The organism is Vibrio sp. R15-SG3-ISO1B (assembly GCF_059833835.1).
The window spans coordinates 1-18,006 of sequence record NZ_JCBDGG010000046.1; the positions used below are offsets into that span (position 1 = coordinate 1).

Below are 18,006 nucleotides of genomic sequence, written 5' to 3' on the forward strand. Positions count from 1 at the left end.
AAGCCTGGCATGGAAGGGAAGGCCATTGCCGCGCTCGACGCTCATCTCTCCTCAATCCTTGCTCAGCCTTCAACACAAAGTGCACGCTTTGATGAGGCGCTAGAGCAAAAAGTGAGATTGTTCCAACGTTGGCAGGGGCTCACGGTTGATGGGATTGCTGGCTCGAAAACGCTGCGTAAAATTGAGCAGATGAGTCTACATGAGGCTCCGCGGTTGGATACCCGGATGGTCATGGCTAATCACAGCGTGGATGCGCAGGAGAACCGCTGATGTCACAAATGATGAAAGCTTTGAAGGCGTCCCAGCATCGCTATCAAGCGGCATCTGCACCTGACGATGTCAACGACTCACCGATAGAGAGCGTTGCAACGCGCCCAAGTATGATGGTCATGAGCTTGCTGATATTGCTGCCTGCCTCGCTAGGAGTAGGGTTGGGTGTTGAGCGTCACTACCGTCAAGTGGAAGCCGACTGGCTTCTCAAGCAAACGGCGTCTCCTAGTGTCATTGAGCGCCCTGTCGAGTTCAGTGTTACCCCTTGGCAAGACGAGCAGGCGTTAGCCATGACGTACGAACTCACTCTTTATGACGCACAAGCCTTACCGAGCGATCCTCGTAGCAATGAAGCCGAGGATCGCCAACCAATGGATACACAGCTGGTATATCGCCAATCTAAAGTACAGGCTTCGCCTCAACCTTTCATCGACGACTTAGATCTCTCTCAGTTATCGCCCGAGTTAGCCCTTCGCGTGCAAAGTGCCCTCAAACCGTCGTCAACACCCACTTCGACGTCGAATGTCAGTCAACTCGCGCAGCAAGGTCTCAAGTGGACGGGGCAGTTACCCGCGCTCAATTTCCAAACTCATGTCTATTCAAGCAAGCAAGATAAACGCTGGGTTAAGGTCAATGGTGTCGAGTATCAAGAGGGAGACTGGATCGCAACCGGGGTTCAACTGGTTTCAATTGAACCGCAGCACTGTATGGTGAGTTTCTCGGGTGAGAGGATTGAAATCCCAGCCTTGTATGATTGGCAAGGGTAGCCCTAGGGCTAGTGTAAAAAACAGAGGGAAAAGAAAAGGTCGCATTGGCGACCTTTTCGTTATCTTGGTTAGGGGGTAGGGGATTACGCCCAGCCCGATGGTGAACGCTTTCTGCGCGGGATAATGTGCGGCAGAATCAAACCCAACAGCAAGCCAATGCCAGCCACGCCACCGCCGTACATAAAGTACTTGAGCAGCAAGTCGTCTTTTTGGGTGTCAAGCTGTGCTCTTAGCTTGCGTACCTCTTCTTGAGAAGCCGTCAGTTGCTGACTCATCTCACTGTATCCGCTTTCTAGGTCGGCGATTTGGCGGTTGCGTGTTTCAAGAGAATCGACCAAGCCCGCTTTTTCTTGATCAGAGTTTGCGCGCGCGTTGGCAAGCTTCTCTTTCACTTCTGCCAGCTCTTTTTCTACGCGAGGTAAGCGCAGTGTCACGCTCTCTTGTGAGGTCACGAAACGGCTTTCGACCCATCCTCGGCGTCCTTTCGAGTCTTGGATGTGACTGTAACCGGAATCTTTATTGGACTCGATAAAGGTCACTTTTTCGCCCGCATCGACACTGCCAATAATACGAAATTGATTACTTGGTCCTGAGTGCATGTAAGTAAACAATTGATCAGAGATGTAGCGGTCTTGAGCAAACGCGGCAGGGGCCGCCACAATCGATGCCAAAAGCAGGTAAACCCATTTTTTCACGGTAAATCCTTTAACAGTTTTTTGTGTCTAATTTTTACTAGGGCAAATAGTAAGAATTTTCTAGGGGCTTCGCAACAAAGAAGGGAGGCTGAGCCTCCCTTTCTGCGGTATTGAGTCAATAATGACAGTGTATTAACAGAAGTAAGAATCCACTAACACAGTACTGACAGATGACTTAGCTGACAGATGACTTAGACAAACATTGCTTGAATCGCGTAGTAGAACACCACGGCCAGCAGTGCACCGGCTGGGAGTGTCACAATCCAAGACGCAACGATGTTACGTACCACGCCTAGATTCAATGCTGCGATGCCGCGAGCAAAGCCGACACCCAGTACCGCGCCGACCAGTGTTTGAGTGGTCGAGATAGGCAGACCAGTACCCGATGCCAATACCACAGTACATGCCGTAGCGAGCTGCGCAGCGAAGCCGCGGCTTGGCGTCAGTTCGGTAATGCCGGTACCTACCGTTGCCATCACTTTGTGACCCAATGTCGCAAGACCGACCACAATACCAAAGCCACCTAGCGGAAGAATCCACCAAGCAATGGTGCTCTTGCCAGTGATTTCACCCATGTGCTCGACCGTAGAGACGACCGCAGACAGTGGACCAATCGCGTTGGCGACGTCGTTCGAACCGTGTGCAAACGCCATCGCACACGCAGTAATGACCATCAGGACACTGAAGATGCCTTCAACGCCGGCAAATCCGTGGTCATCTTCGCGGCTCGCAAATTTCTTCTGGATATAGAGGTAACCACCAATCATGACCAGCCCTGAGAAGCCAGCTGACCACATCCACGCTTCGCTGTTCGATAGGTGAAGACCGACGTGCTTTAGGCCTTTCTTAATGGTCACAAGCGCAATCACCATGGTGGTGATGAACATGTAGACAGGCACAAAACGTTTGGCGTTGATCAGCGGTTTTTCAGTATCGAAAATCAGGCGCTGAGCACTGACGAAAATAACGTAAGCAAAGAAACCAGAGATGACAGGGGTAACGATCCAACTGCCGACAATGCCTTTCACACTGCCCCAGTCCACTGCTTCTGTGCCAACAGAGACACAAGCAAAACCGATGATGGCGCCGATAATAGAGTGAGTTGTCGATACTGGCCAACCCATATAAGAGGCTAGCAGCAACCATGTACCTGCTGCTAATAACGCAGACATCATGCCGTAGACAAGAACGTCAGGTTGATTGGCAAACAGAGAAGTTTCGATCACGCCTTTGCGGATCGTATCTGTCACTTCACCGCCGGCTAAATAGGCACCGGCAAATTCAAAGATCATCGCGATAATGATCGCTTGTTTTACGGTGAGTGCTTTTGAACCTACCGAGGTACCCATGGCGTTCGCGACGTCATTCGCGCCGATACCAATCGCCATTAAAAAGCCGAAGGCTGCTGCAATAATAATCAGGACAGTGCCGTAATTCGCAAGGATATCCATCGTAATACCTAGTTGTTGATAACAAGCGGAGCAAATTGGACACGACAAAACCCCACAGCGAATTCAGTGTAGCTCGCTTACTGGGGTGTGCTTATAAAATGCTCTTCGTTATTTGGTTAACTTATGTTTATGAGCGAGACAGCATGAGTTCAAGACGCGCGCCAACACGCTGAGCTTGATCTGCAATACCACCGACCCATTCAAGAATCTTGTAAAGGAACATCACATCAATCGGATTCAAATCGCTTTCGATCGCCATCAGTTGTTGGCGAAGTTGGATTTGCATCGCGTCTGTGTCGTCCTCAATCACATCCAGTTGATGGATCATTTCAGCCACGAGAGTCACTTCGCGACCTTTAAATCCAGTTTCCAATAACTCATCGAGCTCATTGATGACTTCTTGCGCTTGGTTTGCGGCGTCGAGACAACGCTTCACGTAAGGAATGAAGTTTTCTTGAAGAGGCTCAGGAATAGTCAGTTGTCGGCCGTAGACACGACCAGCAATATCTTTGGCTAGGTTGGCCAGTTTGTCTTGTTGAGTCAGCAGCTCCAGCATGTCGCTGCGGTCGACTGGCAAAAACAAACCACGAGGAAGTTTGAGACGGATCTCGCGCTTTAGTACGTCGGCTTCTTTCTCTAGGTGAGAAATTTGTGCACGGATTTCTGCGGCTTTCTCCCAGTCACCCTTTGAACTGACTTCAAAGAAGTTCACTAGGTGCGAGCAACATTCGTTCACACACACAACGTGGCGCTGCAAAGGTTTGATAGGGGACTTTGCAAATAACCCCATAATTGTATTTACTGGCATGGTCATTCAACCCAATTAATATAACCTAGAAAAAACAGACACCAATAAGAATGGTGAAATGTTGAGCGATGGCTATAAAGGCGCGCATGTTAACCCATTAAAGTGTGCATTTAAACTGTTTTAGATCATCAATGGGGCGATATTTCTCTCTTGCCGAGTAAGAAAATAGGCAATATCCTTTGGCTATCTGCGTTAAAAGGTAACACTATGGAAACCGAGATAGAACTGAAGTTTTTTGTTTCACCTGAATTTTCAGAGACGTTAAGAGAAAAAATAGCGTTAACAAAAGTACTTCAGCACAGTTGTCGTGAGTTAGGGAATACTTACTTTGACACCCCGGACAACTGGCTACGTCAACATGATATTGGATTAAGAATTCGTCGTTATGATGATGTGTTCGTGCAAACGGTCAAAACCGCAGGACGTGTGGTCGCCGGGCTTCATCAAAGACCGGAATACAATGCAGAACATAACAGCAACGATCCCGTCCTTACCTTACATCCGCAAGACATCTGGCCCGATGGCCGCGCGATTGAGGAACTGCAATCTCAAATCGCTCCTCTCTTCTCGACCAACTTTACCCGTGAGCAATGGCTGGTTGGCATGCCAGATGGCAGCCAAATTGAAGTGGCGTTTGATCTAGGGTGTGTCGAATCAGGGGATTTAACCGCGCCGATTTGCGAAGTGGAACTGGAGCTGAAATCAGGCCAGACCGATGCCCTCTTTACCTTAGCGCGCAGTTTGTCAGAGCAAGGAGGGATGCGCTTAGGCAACTTAAGCAAAGCGGCCAAAGGTTATCGCTTAGCATCTGGCTACCAAGGTGACGAAGTGAAACCGCTAAGTTTGGTTGAGACACAGCAAAAAGACAGCGTAGAGACTTGTTTTGTCCAGTCGCTTGAGCATGCGTTGTCGCACTGGCACTACCATGAGCAGATTTACTCTGAGCGCGAGTCGATTGATGCGCTGCATGAAATCAAAAACGCCATCAGTTTTATTCGCCAAGTATTGACCGTCTATCGCGATGTGGTGCCACGTCGTGCCAGCGCCCTGGTTCGACAAGAGCTCAAATGGCTTGAACAAAGCTTAGAGTGGCTTAAGCAGTACGATTACCTTGAAGAGCTGCTGGAAGATAAAGGGCACGCGTTACGTAAACTAGAGGCACGTAAGTTCCTTGTCGCAGAGCTGAAAGAGATTCAGCAGCAGTTGCCTGACAGAGAAGAGATGTTGGCTCTGATTCATTCCGCCCGCTACGCCGGTTTGCTGCTGGATTTAAGCCGTTGGATTTTGACTCGCGGCTGGCAGCCGTTTTTAGATGAGAAAGCCCGTGAAGAGATGGCTGAGGGTGTAGAGCGCTTTGCTGTCGCCCAGCTCGATAAAACCTGGTCACAGTTGCTTGAGGTGTTCTCGCCTGAGCAAGATCTCAACGCGCCGGCGTATGTGGAGCAGCAGTACCATCTGATGCGCAATCTATACACAGGGGTGAGTTTTGCTAGCTTGTTCAATGTCGATGAGCGCAACAGCTTCCGCTTGCCTTGGAGTGACTTGCTGCATGGCATCGATGATTTGCTGACCCTTGAAACGCTGGATCAACTTAGCAACAAATTAGAGGGTGAGCAGCGCGAGCAACTGTTGCGTTGGCTAACTCGCCAAGAAAACTCCATTTTGCATGCGATGGAGCAGACGCGAATAATCTGCTTAGAGGCCCAGCCTTATTGGCGCCACTAGTCTCGCATCATCACCATCACTGGGGAGCTTAAGGCTCCCTTTTTGTTGTCTGGGGAGTAGCTTTTTGCGTTTTATTCTCCAATGTATCGAGCCGTTTAATGATGGCTCGTTGATTGGCGAGAATTTCTTTGAGTAGTTGTTCTTTGTGCTCAGATCGTTTGGCTTGCAACTTGGACGGCGAGGTGATCAACGAAGTGATAAGCCCTGAGATCATACCGAACAAGCCTACTCCACAGATGATCAGGGCCGACGCTAAGATCTTACCGCCGTGGGTGACGGGAAAGTGATCGCCATAGCCAACGGTAGAGATGGTGACCAATGCCCACCACAGGGCATCCCCACCGGATTGAATATTGGCGTGATCAGAACCTCCCTCAATCAACAACATCATACTTGAACCAACCGTAAGTAAAACGATCAACAGCAATAAGATCGACGCTAAGGTCATTTCATGACGATTACTTAAGATCTGACGCAAGATGTGCTTACTGGCGCGTATCACCAAGATCACGCGCATGATGTGAAACAGACGTGCGTAGCGCAGGGGTTCAATCATCGGGATGCTGGCGACAAAATCGATCCAATGGCGTTTCATGTATTTCACGCGATCTGTTGCACGGATCAAATCTATGCTCAACTGCAGGATAAATATGCTACAGATTGCGAAGTCCAAGCCGATAAGGACTTGTCGAGTTTCTTGACTGACTGGAAAGAACAATAAGCCTGAAATCACAAATAGTGCGACGAAAGACAAAATTAGTGACAGTAAGCTCATTGGTTTCGTATCGTCTTTGGTATCATCTCTTTTCATACGAGGCTCGAAATAAATAATATGAGTGCGACCGTTCCCTCGCGGTAGGCAGCGATAAGCATTAAGTGTCTGATAAGTACTCAATCACACCGTATCATAGTTGACTTAGCGGAGAACGAACAATGACCAAAATGGCATTTAAGCCATGGGAGCGAGCGATAACGAACGTCCGTTTGATCCCCAAAATGGTGCTACTGATGGTATTCAGTACCGTCCTTATCGTGGCTAAACAGTTGTGGGATGCCAGTACTTTCCACGACTCCTTGCTCGCCGCCACTCAAAATGCCCAAGTGGCGCAAGCGCATTATCAAGCCTACTTAGTACAAGTGGCTTGGCAAACTGTAATTTTGATTGGCGTCTTTGTCGTTATTTTGCTCTTTGCTGCTCGTATTATGCTGCGCCAAACTCAGTATTTGAATGATTCAATCAAACAAATGGCGAATCGAGATCTCTCCAATCCGATTGAAATGGACTGCAAAGATGAATATGGCGATGTGGCGCGTGAGCTAGAAAAAACACGCCGTCAGTTGCAAGAGGTGATCAAACTGCAAGTAGAGGCCTCGCAAGAGCTCTCAACGATGACTGAAGTGATGACTCTCAGCATGTCTGAAACGAAAGAATCGGCGCAAGAAGAGTTCAATGAAATTGACCAATTAGCCACGGCAATGAGTGAGATGACCTCAACGGTACAAACTGTTGCTGATCATGCACAGAATGCCTCTGCGCTGACGGAAAGTGCCACAGGACAAGCGCAAAGTGGCCAACACTTTGTGAAAGGTACGGTCGATAAAATCAGTGCGTTGTCGAAAGACATCGCTGCCTCAGCGCAGGCTGTTAATGAGGTCGAAGAGAGCGTTGAAGCCATCGGCAGTGTTGTCGGCACCATTCAAGGCATCTCAGAGCAAACCAACCTTTTGGCATTGAACGCGGCGATCGAAGCGGCGCGTGCTGGCGAAGCTGGGCGCGGTTTTGCTGTGGTTGCGGATGAAGTCCGTAACCTGGCGCAGCGCACACAGCAAGCGACGGTCGAGATCCAAGATATGATTTCTCAGTTGCAAAGCAGCGCATCCTCGGCGGTTGAGCTGATGGAAAAGAGTGTTGTTGAAGCGGCAGAAGGGGTGGAATTGGTCACCAATGCTGGCGGTGAGCTGGATGGTATCGTATCGCAAGTCAACCAAATCAATGATATGAACTTCCAAATTGCGACGGCAGCGGGCCAACAAAGCAGCGTGGCGGAAGAGATGAACCAGAACCTGACCAATGTTCGTGAGCTGGTGGAAGCCTCTGTAGTGGTGGTAACGGAACTGCTTGAGACGTCAGAAATGATGCAGCGCAATGCCGAAGAGTTAGATGAGAAAATTACCTCTTTCCGTGTCTGACGAATAAAGCGCGCAACGACCAAGAAAATTGATTGAACCAACGCCCATCGCCTACGCATGGGCGTTTTTTATTGACGCAAGTCTGGTATAACTAACGTCTTCGGTTTTTTTATGCATTCGATTGTAAGGACTCCTCATGCATCTGCCTTCCTCGTTGTCTCCTCTTAGTGATAAAGCGTTCGCGGCGCTGCCCAGTGAGGCATTGGCCCAATGGCCTGCCGCGTTGCTCGAGTCGCTCAAGTACGTCCTAGGGTTAAGTCAGTTCGTCGCAGACAATCTGACCAAAGATGAGTCACTGCTGCGCCAGCTGCCAGCGATGCTTGCTGAGCAGGATCGCAAGCAGCACTATCGTGCAGATCTTTGCGCGCAACTTGAAACCTGTTCCGATGAGATGCAAGGACAGCGAGTCTTAAGACAGTTTCGTCGTCGTGAAATGACGTATATCGCTTGGCGAGACTTTTGTCAGAGTTGGACACTGCAAGAGAGCCTGAGTCATCTTTCGGAACTGGCTGAGGCGATGATTGTTGAAACCTATCAATGGCAATACAAAGCGTGCTGCGAATTGTGGGGTACGCCTTGTGATGAGACGGGGAAGCCACAGCCGATGTTGATCATTGGTATGGGTAAGCTTGGCGGTGGTGAGCTCAACTTCTCATCCGATATCGATCTGATTTTTACCTATCCAGAAAACGGGGAAACCCAAGGTGCCCGTCGTTCGATTGCTAACGCTCAGTTTTTTACCCGCTTGGGCCAGCGCATTATCAAAGCGCTCGATCAACACACCTTTGACGGTTTTTGTTACCGCGTCGACATGCGCTTGCGCCCTTTCGGCGAAAGTGGTCCTTTGGTGATGAGCTTTGCCGCGTTGGAAGACTATTACCAAGAGCAGGGGCGTGACTGGGAGCGCTACGCGATGATCAAAGCGCGAGTGATGGGTCGGGAGATGTATCCCGAATATCAAGCGTTGCGAGAGATGTTGCGACCCTTTGTTTTCCGTCGTTACATCGATTTTAGCGCCATTCAATCGCTGCGCCGAATGAAATCCATGATCAGCAGTGAAGTACGCCGCCGTGGGCTGAGTAACAATATCAAGCTAGGGGCTGGTGGTATCCGCGAAATCGAATTTATCGCCCAAGTGTTCCAGTTGATCCGTGGGGGCCGAGAGCCAAGCTTAAGGCAGCGTGGATTGTTAGTCACCTTAGAGGGGATTGAAGCACTGGCGTTGCTCTCAAGGGATGAAGTGACCCATCTCACTCAGGCGTATCATTTTCTGCGTCGTTTGGAGAACCTGCTCCAAGCGATGGCCGACAAACAGACGCAAACCTTGCCAGAGTCTGACCTTGAGCAGTGTCAGTTAGCAACGGCGATGGGCTTTGCTGACTGGCCTGCACTAACGCGCGAGGTAGAAGCGCACATGCAGCGGGTTCACCATGTGTTTCAGGCATTAATTGGTGACGATGAAGAAGAGCATGAGCAGAGCGATGTCGCCAAGCATTTTCATGAGCTGTGGGACATGGCAGAAAAACCGGATGTGATGGAGCATATTTTATCTCATGACATCGGGCGAGAAGAAGCCAGTGCGATGGCGATGACCATCATTCAATTCAAGCATGATTTGGCGAAAAAAACCTTGGGTCCACGTGGACGAGAGGTACTCAACCGTTTGATGCCAAAGATCTTTGCTGCGATCTATTCGCATCATGATGCAGAGTTCGGTTTACCTAGAGTGCTGCATCTATTGCACAAAATTGTCACACGCACCACTTATCTGGAGTTGTTGGATGAACATCCTGCCGCGTTGACGCAACTGGTGCGTTTGTGTACCGCCAGTCCCATGATATCGGAGCAGTTGGGTCGCTATCCGATCTTGCTTGACGAACTGATTGACCCTCAGCAGTTGTATAACCCTGTCCCGCTTGATAGTTACCGCACCGAATTGCGAGACTTTCTTGCCCGTATCCCAGAGGATGATATGGAGCAGCAGATGGAGGCACTGCGTCAATTTAAACAGATTTGCATCTTGCGTATTGCCGCCGCCGATATCGCCGGTGTCTTACCTGTCATGAAAGTGAGTGACCACTTAACCTATTTAGCCGAAGCCATTGTTGAGTCGGTCGTCCATCAAGCTTGGCTACAAATGGCAGAGAAGTACGGCGAGCCGACGCACCTCAAAGAGAGAGAGGGCAAAGGCTTTGCGGTCGTCGGCTATGGCAAAGTGGGAGGCTGGGAGCTGGGCTACAACTCGGATCTGGATATCGTGTTCATGCACGACTGCCCAGTGAACGTCTACACTGATGGCGCAAAAGAGATTGATGGGCGACAGTTTTATCTGCGCCTTGCTCAGCGCATCATCCATATTTTCTCAACCCGCACAGCCTCGGGGATTTTGTATGAAGTGGATACTCGCTTAAGGCCATCCGGCATCTCTGGTTTACTGGTTAGCCCTGCCGACGCCTTTGATGAATATCAGCATCAAGAGGCGTGGACATGGGAGCATCAAGCTCTAGTGCGCGCCCGCATGATTTACGGTGATGAGCCGCTACAGGCTGCATTTGCTAAAACGCGCCATGAGGTGTTGGCGACGCCGCGCGATGAAGCCAGTTTGCGTAAAAACGTCGCCGAAATGCGAGAAAAAATGCGCGCTCATCTGGGTGGGAAAAAGCCTGGTCGCTTTATGCTCAAACAAGACCCAGGCGGCATCACTGATGTGGAGTTTTTGGCGCAATATTTAGTACTTCGCTATAGCCATGAGAAGCCAAAACTCACGCGTTGGAGTGATAACGTCCGTATTTTCGAATCCATGATGGCGCAAGGTGTGCTTGAGGAATCGGCGGCGCAGGCGCTGACTCACGCCTACACCACCATGCGCAACCAAATTCATCACCGCAATCTGCTCAGCCTTGACGCCGATGTCACGCAAGATAAATTTACCGACGAGCGTGCGCTGGTGCAGAGACTATGGGCGCAGTGGTTAACGTTGGAGTCGGCCTCTTAAGGTTTACTAAAGTGACAAAGCCGATACGCGGTGGCTGGCAGAAAAATCGCCCAATTCCGACAATTTGGCATTAAGGCAAGGGTTTAGGGTGGTATGACGCTGTGCTAAACTCTCGCGAGAATTTAATTTTGGAGATCGTTGATGAAACCTATCCTGCCGAACTACAAGGATTCTGGTGTCTTAATCATTGGTGATGTGATGCTGGATCGCTACTGGTACGGACCGACTGGCCGTATTTCACCAGAAGCACCGGTGCCTGTGGTTAAAGTAGAAAATAACGAAGAGCGTCCAGGTGGGGCCGCCAACGTCGCTATGAACATTGCGTCACTCGGCGGACATGCGCACATCGTCGGTCTAACGGGTATTGATGAGCCAGCTCAGGTGTTGAGTGATACGCTGACGGCACTGAACGTGACCTGCGATTTTGTTGGTTTGGCCGAGTATCCAACCATCACAAAACTGCGCGTGATGAGCCGAGGGCAACAACTGATTCGTCTCGACTTTGAAGACAAGTTTGAAGGTGTTGACCCGTCATTAGTGCTTGCCCGTATGGAGAAAGCACTGCCCAACGTCAAAGCGGTGGTGTTATCGGATTACGCCAAAGGCGCGCTCGAGCACGTCCAGCAGTACATTCAAAAAGCGCGAGCGGCGAACGTGCCTGTCTTTATCGACCCGAAAGGGGCAGATTTTGAACGCTACCGCGGCGCAACTTTGTTGACACCTAACATGGCAGAGTTTGAGCATGTGGTAGGCAAAGTGAAGTCCGATGACGACTTGGTGGAAAAGGGCTTAGCCCTTATCGAACAGTTTGACTTGGACGCACTGTTGGTGACGCGCAGTGAGCACGGTATGACCTTGCTACGTCGCGGGCAAGCGCCATTCCATCTTCCTACTCAAGCGAAAGAAGTGTTTGATGTGACGGGTGCTGGCGATACGGTGATTTCCGTGTTGGCTGCCTCGGTTGCCTCAGGGAAAGCGTTGGATGAAGCGTGTGCGTTGGCCAATGCCGCCGCTGGCGTTGTGGTGGGTAAGCTGGGTACTTCTACGGTATCAACCATCGAGCTTGCCGAAGCTGTACATGGCAGCCAAGATACCGATTACGGAGTGATCAGCGAGAAAGCGTTAATTACTGCCGTTAAGCAGGCGCAGCAGAAAGGCGAGAAAGTGGTCATGACCAATGGCTGTTTCGATATTTTGCACGCCGGCCATGTCTCTTACCTCAACCACGCAGCGGAGCTCGGCGATCGTTTGATCGTAGCCGTCAATACTGATGAGTCGGTAAAACGCCTTAAAGGTCCAGGTCGACCTGTCAACCCAACTGATCGCCGCATGGCTGTACTGGCAGGACTTGGTGCCGTCGACTGGGTAGTGCCGTTCAGTGAAGATACGCCGCAACGCTTGATTGCTACGGTATTGCCGGATCTGCTTGTCAAAGGCGGTGATTACAAGCCGGAAGAGATTGCTGGTGGAGCTGAAGTGATTGCTAACGGCGGTGAAGTCAAAGTGCTCAATTTTGAAGACGGTTGCTCGACCACAGAAATCATTCAAGCCATCCGTGGTGGAAAAGGCTGATCCAGCCGAGCGACACATACCAAAAATACCCAACAAAAATGGAGCCCTTAGGCTCCATTTTTTATGTTGACTGCGAGATGTCGATTACTCTTCTAAATCACCGCAGAAACGGTAACCTTCACCGTGAATAGTCGCGATGATTTCAGGCGTGCCTGATACCGATTCAAAGTGCTTACGAATACGACGAATCGTAACATCAACAGTACGGTCATGAGGTTTAAGTTCACGGCCGGTCATTTTCTTCAGAAGATCAGCGCGAGTTTGGATCTTACCTGGGTTCTCACAGAAGTGCAGTAGGGCACGGAATTCTGAACGAGGTAGCTTGTAGCCATCGCCACTTGGGCTCACCAGTGAGCGGCTGTTGATGTCCAGTACCCAACCATTGAACTGGTACTTCTCAACGCTACGTTTTTCTTCTTGCACGGCACTGGCGTTCATCGAACGATTAAGCAGGTTGCGCGCGCGAATGGTCAATTCACGTGGGTTAAATGGTTTGGTGATGTAATCATCCGCACCGATTTCTAGGCCTAGAATTTTATCCACTTCATTGTCACGACCTGTTAGGAACATCAGTGCCACATTGGCTTGTTCGCGCAGCTCACGAGCCAGTAGCAGGCCGTTTTTACCAGGCAGGTTAATATCCATGATCACCAGATTTACATGGCTCTCAGACAGAACCTGGTGCATCTCTTCACCGTCACTGGCCTCAAAAACAGCGTATCCCTCTGCTTCAAAAATACTCTTTAGAGTGTTACGAGTTACTTGCTCATCTTCAACAATAAGAATGTGCGGGGTTTGCATTGGCGGTACCTAAACTTGTGAAAAAACTGTGCTAATAGAATAAATTCTAGGCAAAAACATAACATACAGGTAATGTCTTGTTGATAATAAACCAAAGACTTTAAAATTACACTGCCTTTAGTTGCCCGCCATCCTTGGTGTCTAACAGACTTGCAGCGAGGTCCCTTAGTCCTCTGTATCCCATTAGTCGTTGAAGCGGATTCTATAATGTTAACAGCATGCTAACAATGCAGAAATGTTAATTCCAATCACTTTGTTGATTTATATCAAGAGTTCTAATGTAACAAATATTAATAGTCTCGAGTAAATGTAAAACTGTTGACGATATGACAATCAATGCTCAGCTGTGGCAAGCCTATCGCGAGCCATTTTTCCGATTTCTCAGTCCGCCACCTGGTGATGCGTTTGCCATCGTGACGGCGTGGAACCCCGCCAGCCAGCGCTTTACCTTAGAGCAAAATCGCCTTCGGCAGCAGGCGCTCATCACAAGCCTAGGCGGCGCAGCATGGAGTGAAGTCTTGGTGGGGGATCGCCGTTTTGAATGGAGCGAAGAGAGCTTGGCGGTGACGATGCCGATGCAAACCGCGCTTTCATTGGCCAACCGTTTTGGGCAAAATGCCATTTACTACGTCCAAGGAGAGACGTTGATCTTGGTGTCTTGTTTGCCTGATGGCCGACAAGAATCGCTAGGGCAGTGGTGCACTCGATGCCTATAAAGGTCGATTTACCCACTGGGGTTACGAGGCGAACGTCAGAGAATCAGTTTTAACAATTGAATGTTTCATGGAGGATATACAATGGATATTACGCCTGATATTTGTGATCAGCACGAAGACAAAGTGACACTGCTTGAGTTACCGCTTCAAAGCTTTGGCCGTAAGTTGGCTTTTTGGGGAGAGATCGTCACTATTCGTTGTTATCACGACAATTCCAAAGTGCGAGACATGCTGAGTCAAGATGGCAGCGGAAAGGTGCTGGTGGTCGATGGGCATGGTTCGTGTCAAAAAGCGCTACTCGGCGATCAATTGGCGATCATGGCGATCGAAAACAATTGGGAAGGGGTCATTGTTAATGGGGCGGTACGTGATGTCGCGACAATGGCTGAAATGGAGCTAGGCATAAAAGCGCTAGGTACCTGTCCTTTCAAGACTGAGAAGCGCGGTGCGGGTGAAGTCAACGTGACCCTCACCATACAAAATCAGATGATTCAACCGGGCGACTATATTTACGCGGATTGGAATGGCGTTTTGATGTCTTCTGAGGCGTTAGAGTGGAGTTAGAAGCGAAAGCCTAACCCGACCTCAACGCCTTGTTGCCACTCTTGATAATCGAGAGTGGCATGAATATCGAGGTTTTCAGTCAGCTTCATTCGGCTAGATACTTCGGCTGAGAGCGATGGCTGACGTTTCCCTTCATCCACACTTTCTATGCTGTAAGAGTGCAAGGTACTTTTCACTGAGAGACGCGGCGTAAGCTGGTAACTCACCCCACTAAGAAATCCTGATTCACTGTTTGTGTCACTTTGATTGAGGCGCGCACCGACATAGAGATCGATATTGTCGAAAAGAGAATAAGAGTAACCGCCATCAATTTTCCAAGAGTCAAAATCTAAGCTGTCATTTTCACTCGAAAGGAAGAGCTTGTGCGGTGACGTGTGTTGCGAGGCAGGCAAGGGGGGCAAGGTGACAGCAATAGACGAAAAAGTAGTAAGCAGCAGCAAGAGGCCGATTGTCGTTTTCATACGCCACTCCTTAGCTTATGGTTATGTGGTTTTAGCTCATGGCTATTTCGTTGTCGCTCGATTGATTCGTGCTGTTTTCTCCACTGCCCACATTACGCTTGAGGTGTATTGTCCTTCAAGTCATAACGGAAGGGTAATTATCATTAAAGCACAAAAGTGCACCGTATTGAGCAGAAATTATATAGCATTTGGTTATTAGGCAGAGCGTCTGTGGATGATTTGTTATGAGTCTTGTTGCTATATTCGGTAGATGTGAACCTGGTGCAAGAATAAGCAAATGAAAAAATAGCAAGTTTTCGTTGACTCGCTATTCACAAATAGGTTAAACCTATGTGAAGCAAACACATCAAGTAGAATCAAATATGTTTAACAGCTCAGTAATGACCACAACCATTATTATTACCGACACTATTTATGTTGGGGCAGGCTGCTAAGCGAAGGAAATTCAAAAAAAGGCCTGTATCCAACAAGATACAGGCCTTTTTTTATACCCATTTATTATCATTTGGAGGAAGGGATGCGTGTATTAAAGTTTGGCGGTTCGTCTTTGGCGGACGCCGACCGCTTCTTAAGAGCGGCGGATATCATTGCCAATAATGCCCAACAAGAAGAAGTGGCCGTGGTGCTCTCCGCACCGGGTAAAACAACCAACAAGCTCGTGGCTGTGATTGAATCAGCGTTGAAAAACGGAGAGTCTGAACTGCAAATCGCCGAGCTTGAAGATTCGTTCCGCGACCTGTTCCAAGACATCAAACAAGTGCTGCCTTCGATCGATGGCAGTGCCTATAACCATCAAGTGAAAACCTCCCTCTCTCAACTGCGTCAATTTGTTCATGGCATTAACCTACTGGGGATGTGTCCTGATAACGTGAATGCTCGCATCATCAGCAAAGGTGAGCGCGTCTCGATTCAATTGATGAAAGCCGTCTTGGAAGCGAAAGGTCAAGCGGCAAGCTTGATCGATCCGGTTGAGTACCTTTTTGCAAAAGGTGAGCCACTTGAAGCCATGGTAGATGTGGAGATTTCCACCCAGAACTTTCGTCAGAAGCCGCTTCCACAAGGCCATGTCAATATTATGCCGGGCTTTACCGCGGGCAATGACAAAGGTGAGTTGGTCACGTTGGGCCGCAATGGCTCGGACTACTCTGCCGCAGTGTTGGCGGCATGTTTGCGTGCCGATTGCTGCGAGATTTGGACAGATGTTGACGGTGTCTACAACTGCGATCCACGTTTAGTTGATGATGCGCGTCTGCTTAAGTCACTGAGTTACCAAGAAGCGATGGAATTGTCGTACTTTGGCGCGTCTGTACTGCATCCCAAAACGATTGCACCGATTGCTCAATTCCATATCCCTTGCCTCATCAAAAACAGTTTTAACCCCCAAGGTGCAGGTACCTTGATTGGTCAAGATACGGGCGAAGACAAGCTGGCGATCAAAGGTATCACGACGCTCAACGATTTGACTATGGTTAACGTCTCCGGTCCTGGTATGAAAGGTATGGTGGGCATGGCGAGTCGTGTGTTTGGTGCCATGTCATCGGCGGGCGTCTCTATCGTCTTGATCACTCAGTCATCGTCAGAGTACAGCATCAGCTTCTGTATCGAAGCGCAAGATAAAGCGCTGGCGCAAAAAGCGCTCGCTGATGCATTTGAGTTGGAGCTGAAAGATGGCTTGCTCGAGCCGGTAGATTTTATCGATAACGTTGCCATTGTGACCCTAGTGGGCGATGGCATGCGCACATCACGCGGTGTGGCCTCTCAGTTCTTCTCGTCGCTTGCGGAAGTGAACGTCAATATTGTTGCGATTGCACAAGGTTCCTCTGAGCGTGCAATCTCGGCGGTGATCCCAGAAGATAAGATCTCTGAATCGATCAAAGCGTGTCACGAAAATCTATTTAACTCAAAGCACTTCCTTGATGTCTTTATTGTCGGTGTCGGCGGTGTGGGCGGCGAGCTGGTGGATCAAATCGAGCGTCAACAAGCCAAGTTAGCAGAAAAAGGCATCGTGCTTCGTGTCTGCGGCCTTGCCAATAGTAAAGGTTTGCTACTTGATAGTGATGGACTGCCTTTGGAACACTGGCGTGATCGTATGAATGGCGCAAGCGAAGAGTTCAGCTTAGCGCGCCTGATCTCAACCGTTCAACGTAATCACATCATCAACCCAGTCTTGGTTGATTGCACCTCGAGCGAAGCGATTGCTAACCAATACGCGGACTTTTTGGCGGCGGGTTTCCACGTCGTTACTCCGAATAAGAAAGCCAATACGGCGAGCATGGCTTATTATCATCAGTTACGCGATGTCGCGCGTAGCTCTCGTCGTAAGCTAATGTACGAAACAACCGTTGGTGCCGGCCTTCCAGTTATAGAAAACCTGCAAAATCTGATTTCAGCGGGTGACGAACTTGAGCGCTTCACCGGTATTTTGTCGGGCTCTCTCTCTTTTATCTTCGGTAAATTGGATGAAGGCATGACGTTGAGCCAAGCGACCAATATCGCTAAAGAGAATGGCTTTACCGAGCCTGACCCACGTGACGACTTGTCCGGTATGGATGTCGCACGTAAGCTGCTTATCTTGGCTCGTGAAGCGGGTATGAATCTTGAGCTTGAAGATGTCGTGGTCGATCAGGCGCTGCCGCCAGGCTTTGATGATTCAGGTACGGTAGACGAGTTCATGGCACGTCTTCCTCAAGCGGACGCTTACTTCCAAGAACTGTCAAAGCAGGCTGCCCAAGAGGGTAAAGTACTGCGCTACGTCGGTGAAATCAAAGATGGAGAGTGCCGCGTTAGCATGGCGGCGGTTGATGAGAACGACCCTATGTTCAAAATCAAAGATGGTGAAAATGCGCTGGCGTTTTACAGCCGTTACTATCAGCCCATTCCTTTGGTTCTACGTGGCTATGGTGCGGGCACGGAAGTGACTGCCGCGGGCGTCTTTGCTGACGTGATGCGTACACTTGGCTGGAAATTAGGGGTGTAGTGTAATGAGTCGTG

15 protein-coding genes and 1 other annotated feature are annotated in these 18,006 nt (G+C 49.5%); of the genes, 9 read left to right on the forward strand and 6 right to left on the reverse strand.

The annotated features are described in order from the left end of the window. The coding region (locus AC6R0S_RS14120) for a peptidoglycan-binding protein (protein ID WP_500638171.1) at positions 1–270 on the forward strand (270 nt) is incomplete at its 5' end. After that, positions 270–1,037: a general secretion pathway protein GspB gene (locus tag AC6R0S_RS14125; protein ID WP_500638172.1), complete on the forward strand. Its 768-nt coding sequence runs from the start codon at positions 270–272 to the stop codon at positions 1,035–1,037. The genes AC6R0S_RS14120 and AC6R0S_RS14125, both read left to right, overlap by 1 nt. Before the next feature lie 83 nt (positions 1,038–1,120). On the opposite strand, the gene AC6R0S_RS14130 is transcribed toward AC6R0S_RS14125, so the two are convergent. The 3 genes from AC6R0S_RS14130 to AC6R0S_RS14140 all read right to left on the reverse strand — a co-directional run bounded on the left by AC6R0S_RS14130 (position 1,121) and on the right by AC6R0S_RS14140 (position 3,991). Continuing rightward, positions 1,121–1,732 carry a TIGR04211 family SH3 domain-containing protein gene (locus tag AC6R0S_RS14130; protein WP_334554218.1) on the reverse strand — a complete coding sequence of 204 codons (612 nt, stop codon included), beginning with the start codon at positions 1,730–1,732 and terminating at the stop codon, positions 1,121–1,123. Between the two features lie 191 nt (positions 1,733–1,923). Next, positions 1,924–3,183, reverse strand: coding sequence for an inorganic phosphate transporter (locus AC6R0S_RS14135; protein WP_500626469.1), 1,260 nt, complete (start codon positions 3,181–3,183; stop codon positions 1,924–1,926). Between the two features lie 127 nt (positions 3,184–3,310). Beyond that, the gene (locus AC6R0S_RS14140) at positions 3,311–3,991 is read right to left on the reverse strand and encodes a TIGR00153 family protein (protein WP_500638173.1); all 681 of its coding nucleotides are present in this window, start codon (positions 3,989–3,991) and stop codon (positions 3,311–3,313) included. A 207-nt stretch (positions 3,992–4,198) separates the two neighbouring features. Here AC6R0S_RS14140 and AC6R0S_RS14145 point away from each other — a divergent pair, with 207 nt between their 5' ends. Continuing rightward, positions 4,199–5,716: a CYTH and CHAD domain-containing protein gene (locus AC6R0S_RS14145; RefSeq protein ID WP_500631804.1), complete on the forward strand. Its 1,518-nt coding sequence runs from the start codon at positions 4,199–4,201 to the stop codon at positions 5,714–5,716. Positions 5,717–5,744: 28 nt separating this feature from the next. Here AC6R0S_RS14145 and AC6R0S_RS14150 read toward each other — a convergent pair whose 3' ends face one another. Further along, complete coding sequence (locus tag AC6R0S_RS14150; RefSeq protein ID WP_500631803.1) at positions 5,745–6,527, reverse strand: potassium channel family protein; 783 nt, start codon at positions 6,525–6,527, stop codon at positions 5,745–5,747. A 122-nt stretch (positions 6,528–6,649) separates the two neighbouring features. Between AC6R0S_RS14150 and AC6R0S_RS14155 the strand changes: the two genes are divergently transcribed. From AC6R0S_RS14155 to hldE, 3 genes are all read left to right on the forward strand, one after another. Continuing rightward, on the forward strand, positions 6,650–7,906 hold the full coding sequence (locus AC6R0S_RS14155) for a methyl-accepting chemotaxis protein (protein WP_487901363.1): 1,257 nt from the start codon (positions 6,650–6,652) through the stop codon (positions 7,904–7,906). A 136-nt stretch (positions 7,907–8,042) separates the two neighbouring features. Continuing rightward, on the forward strand, positions 8,043–10,901 hold the full coding sequence (gene glnE / locus AC6R0S_RS14160; RefSeq protein WP_500638174.1) for a bifunctional [glutamate--ammonia ligase]-adenylyl-L-tyrosine phosphorylase/[glutamate--ammonia-ligase] adenylyltransferase: 2,859 nt from the start codon (positions 8,043–8,045) through the stop codon (positions 10,899–10,901). 141 nt (positions 10,902–11,042) lie between these two features. Beyond that, positions 11,043–12,473 (forward strand): bifunctional D-glycero-beta-D-manno-heptose-7-phosphate kinase/D-glycero-beta-D-manno-heptose 1-phosphate adenylyltransferase HldE, encoded by a 1,431-nt coding sequence (gene hldE, locus AC6R0S_RS14165; RefSeq protein WP_334554232.1) that lies wholly within the window; start codon positions 11,043–11,045, stop codon positions 12,471–12,473. An 84-nt stretch (positions 12,474–12,557) separates the two neighbouring features. Here hldE and arcA read toward each other — a convergent pair whose 3' ends face one another. Further along, positions 12,558–13,274, reverse strand: a complete 717-nt coding sequence (arcA, locus tag AC6R0S_RS14170; RefSeq protein WP_334554234.1) for a two-component system response regulator ArcA — start codon at positions 13,272–13,274, stop codon at positions 12,558–12,560. A gap of 326 nt (positions 13,275–13,600) precedes the next feature. On the opposite strand from arcA, the gene AC6R0S_RS14175 reads away from it, so the two are divergent. Next, a complete protein-coding gene (locus AC6R0S_RS14175; protein ID WP_500638175.1) occupies positions 13,601–13,990 on the forward strand; it encodes a DUF3293 domain-containing protein in 390 nt (129 codons plus the stop codon). A gap of 81 nt (positions 13,991–14,071) precedes the next feature. Continuing rightward, positions 14,072–14,554: a putative 4-hydroxy-4-methyl-2-oxoglutarate aldolase gene (locus AC6R0S_RS14180; RefSeq protein WP_334554238.1), complete on the forward strand. Its 483-nt coding sequence runs from the start codon at positions 14,072–14,074 to the stop codon at positions 14,552–14,554. Here AC6R0S_RS14180 and AC6R0S_RS14185 read toward each other — a convergent pair. Then, positions 14,551–15,015, reverse strand: a complete 465-nt coding sequence (locus AC6R0S_RS14185; RefSeq protein WP_500638176.1) for a hypothetical protein — start codon at positions 15,013–15,015, stop codon at positions 14,551–14,553. The genes AC6R0S_RS14180 and AC6R0S_RS14185 overlap by 4 nt on opposite strands. Positions 15,016–15,381: 366 nt before the next feature. After that, positions 15,382–15,503, forward strand: a sequence feature (Thr leader region). 29 nt (positions 15,504–15,532) lie between these two features. Between AC6R0S_RS14185 and thrA the strand changes: the two genes are divergently transcribed. Continuing rightward, entirely contained in the window at positions 15,533–17,992 is a 2,460-nt protein-coding gene (gene thrA / locus AC6R0S_RS14190) for a bifunctional aspartate kinase/homoserine dehydrogenase I (protein ID WP_500638177.1), read from the forward strand. Positions 17,993–18,006 lie beyond the last annotated feature (14 nt).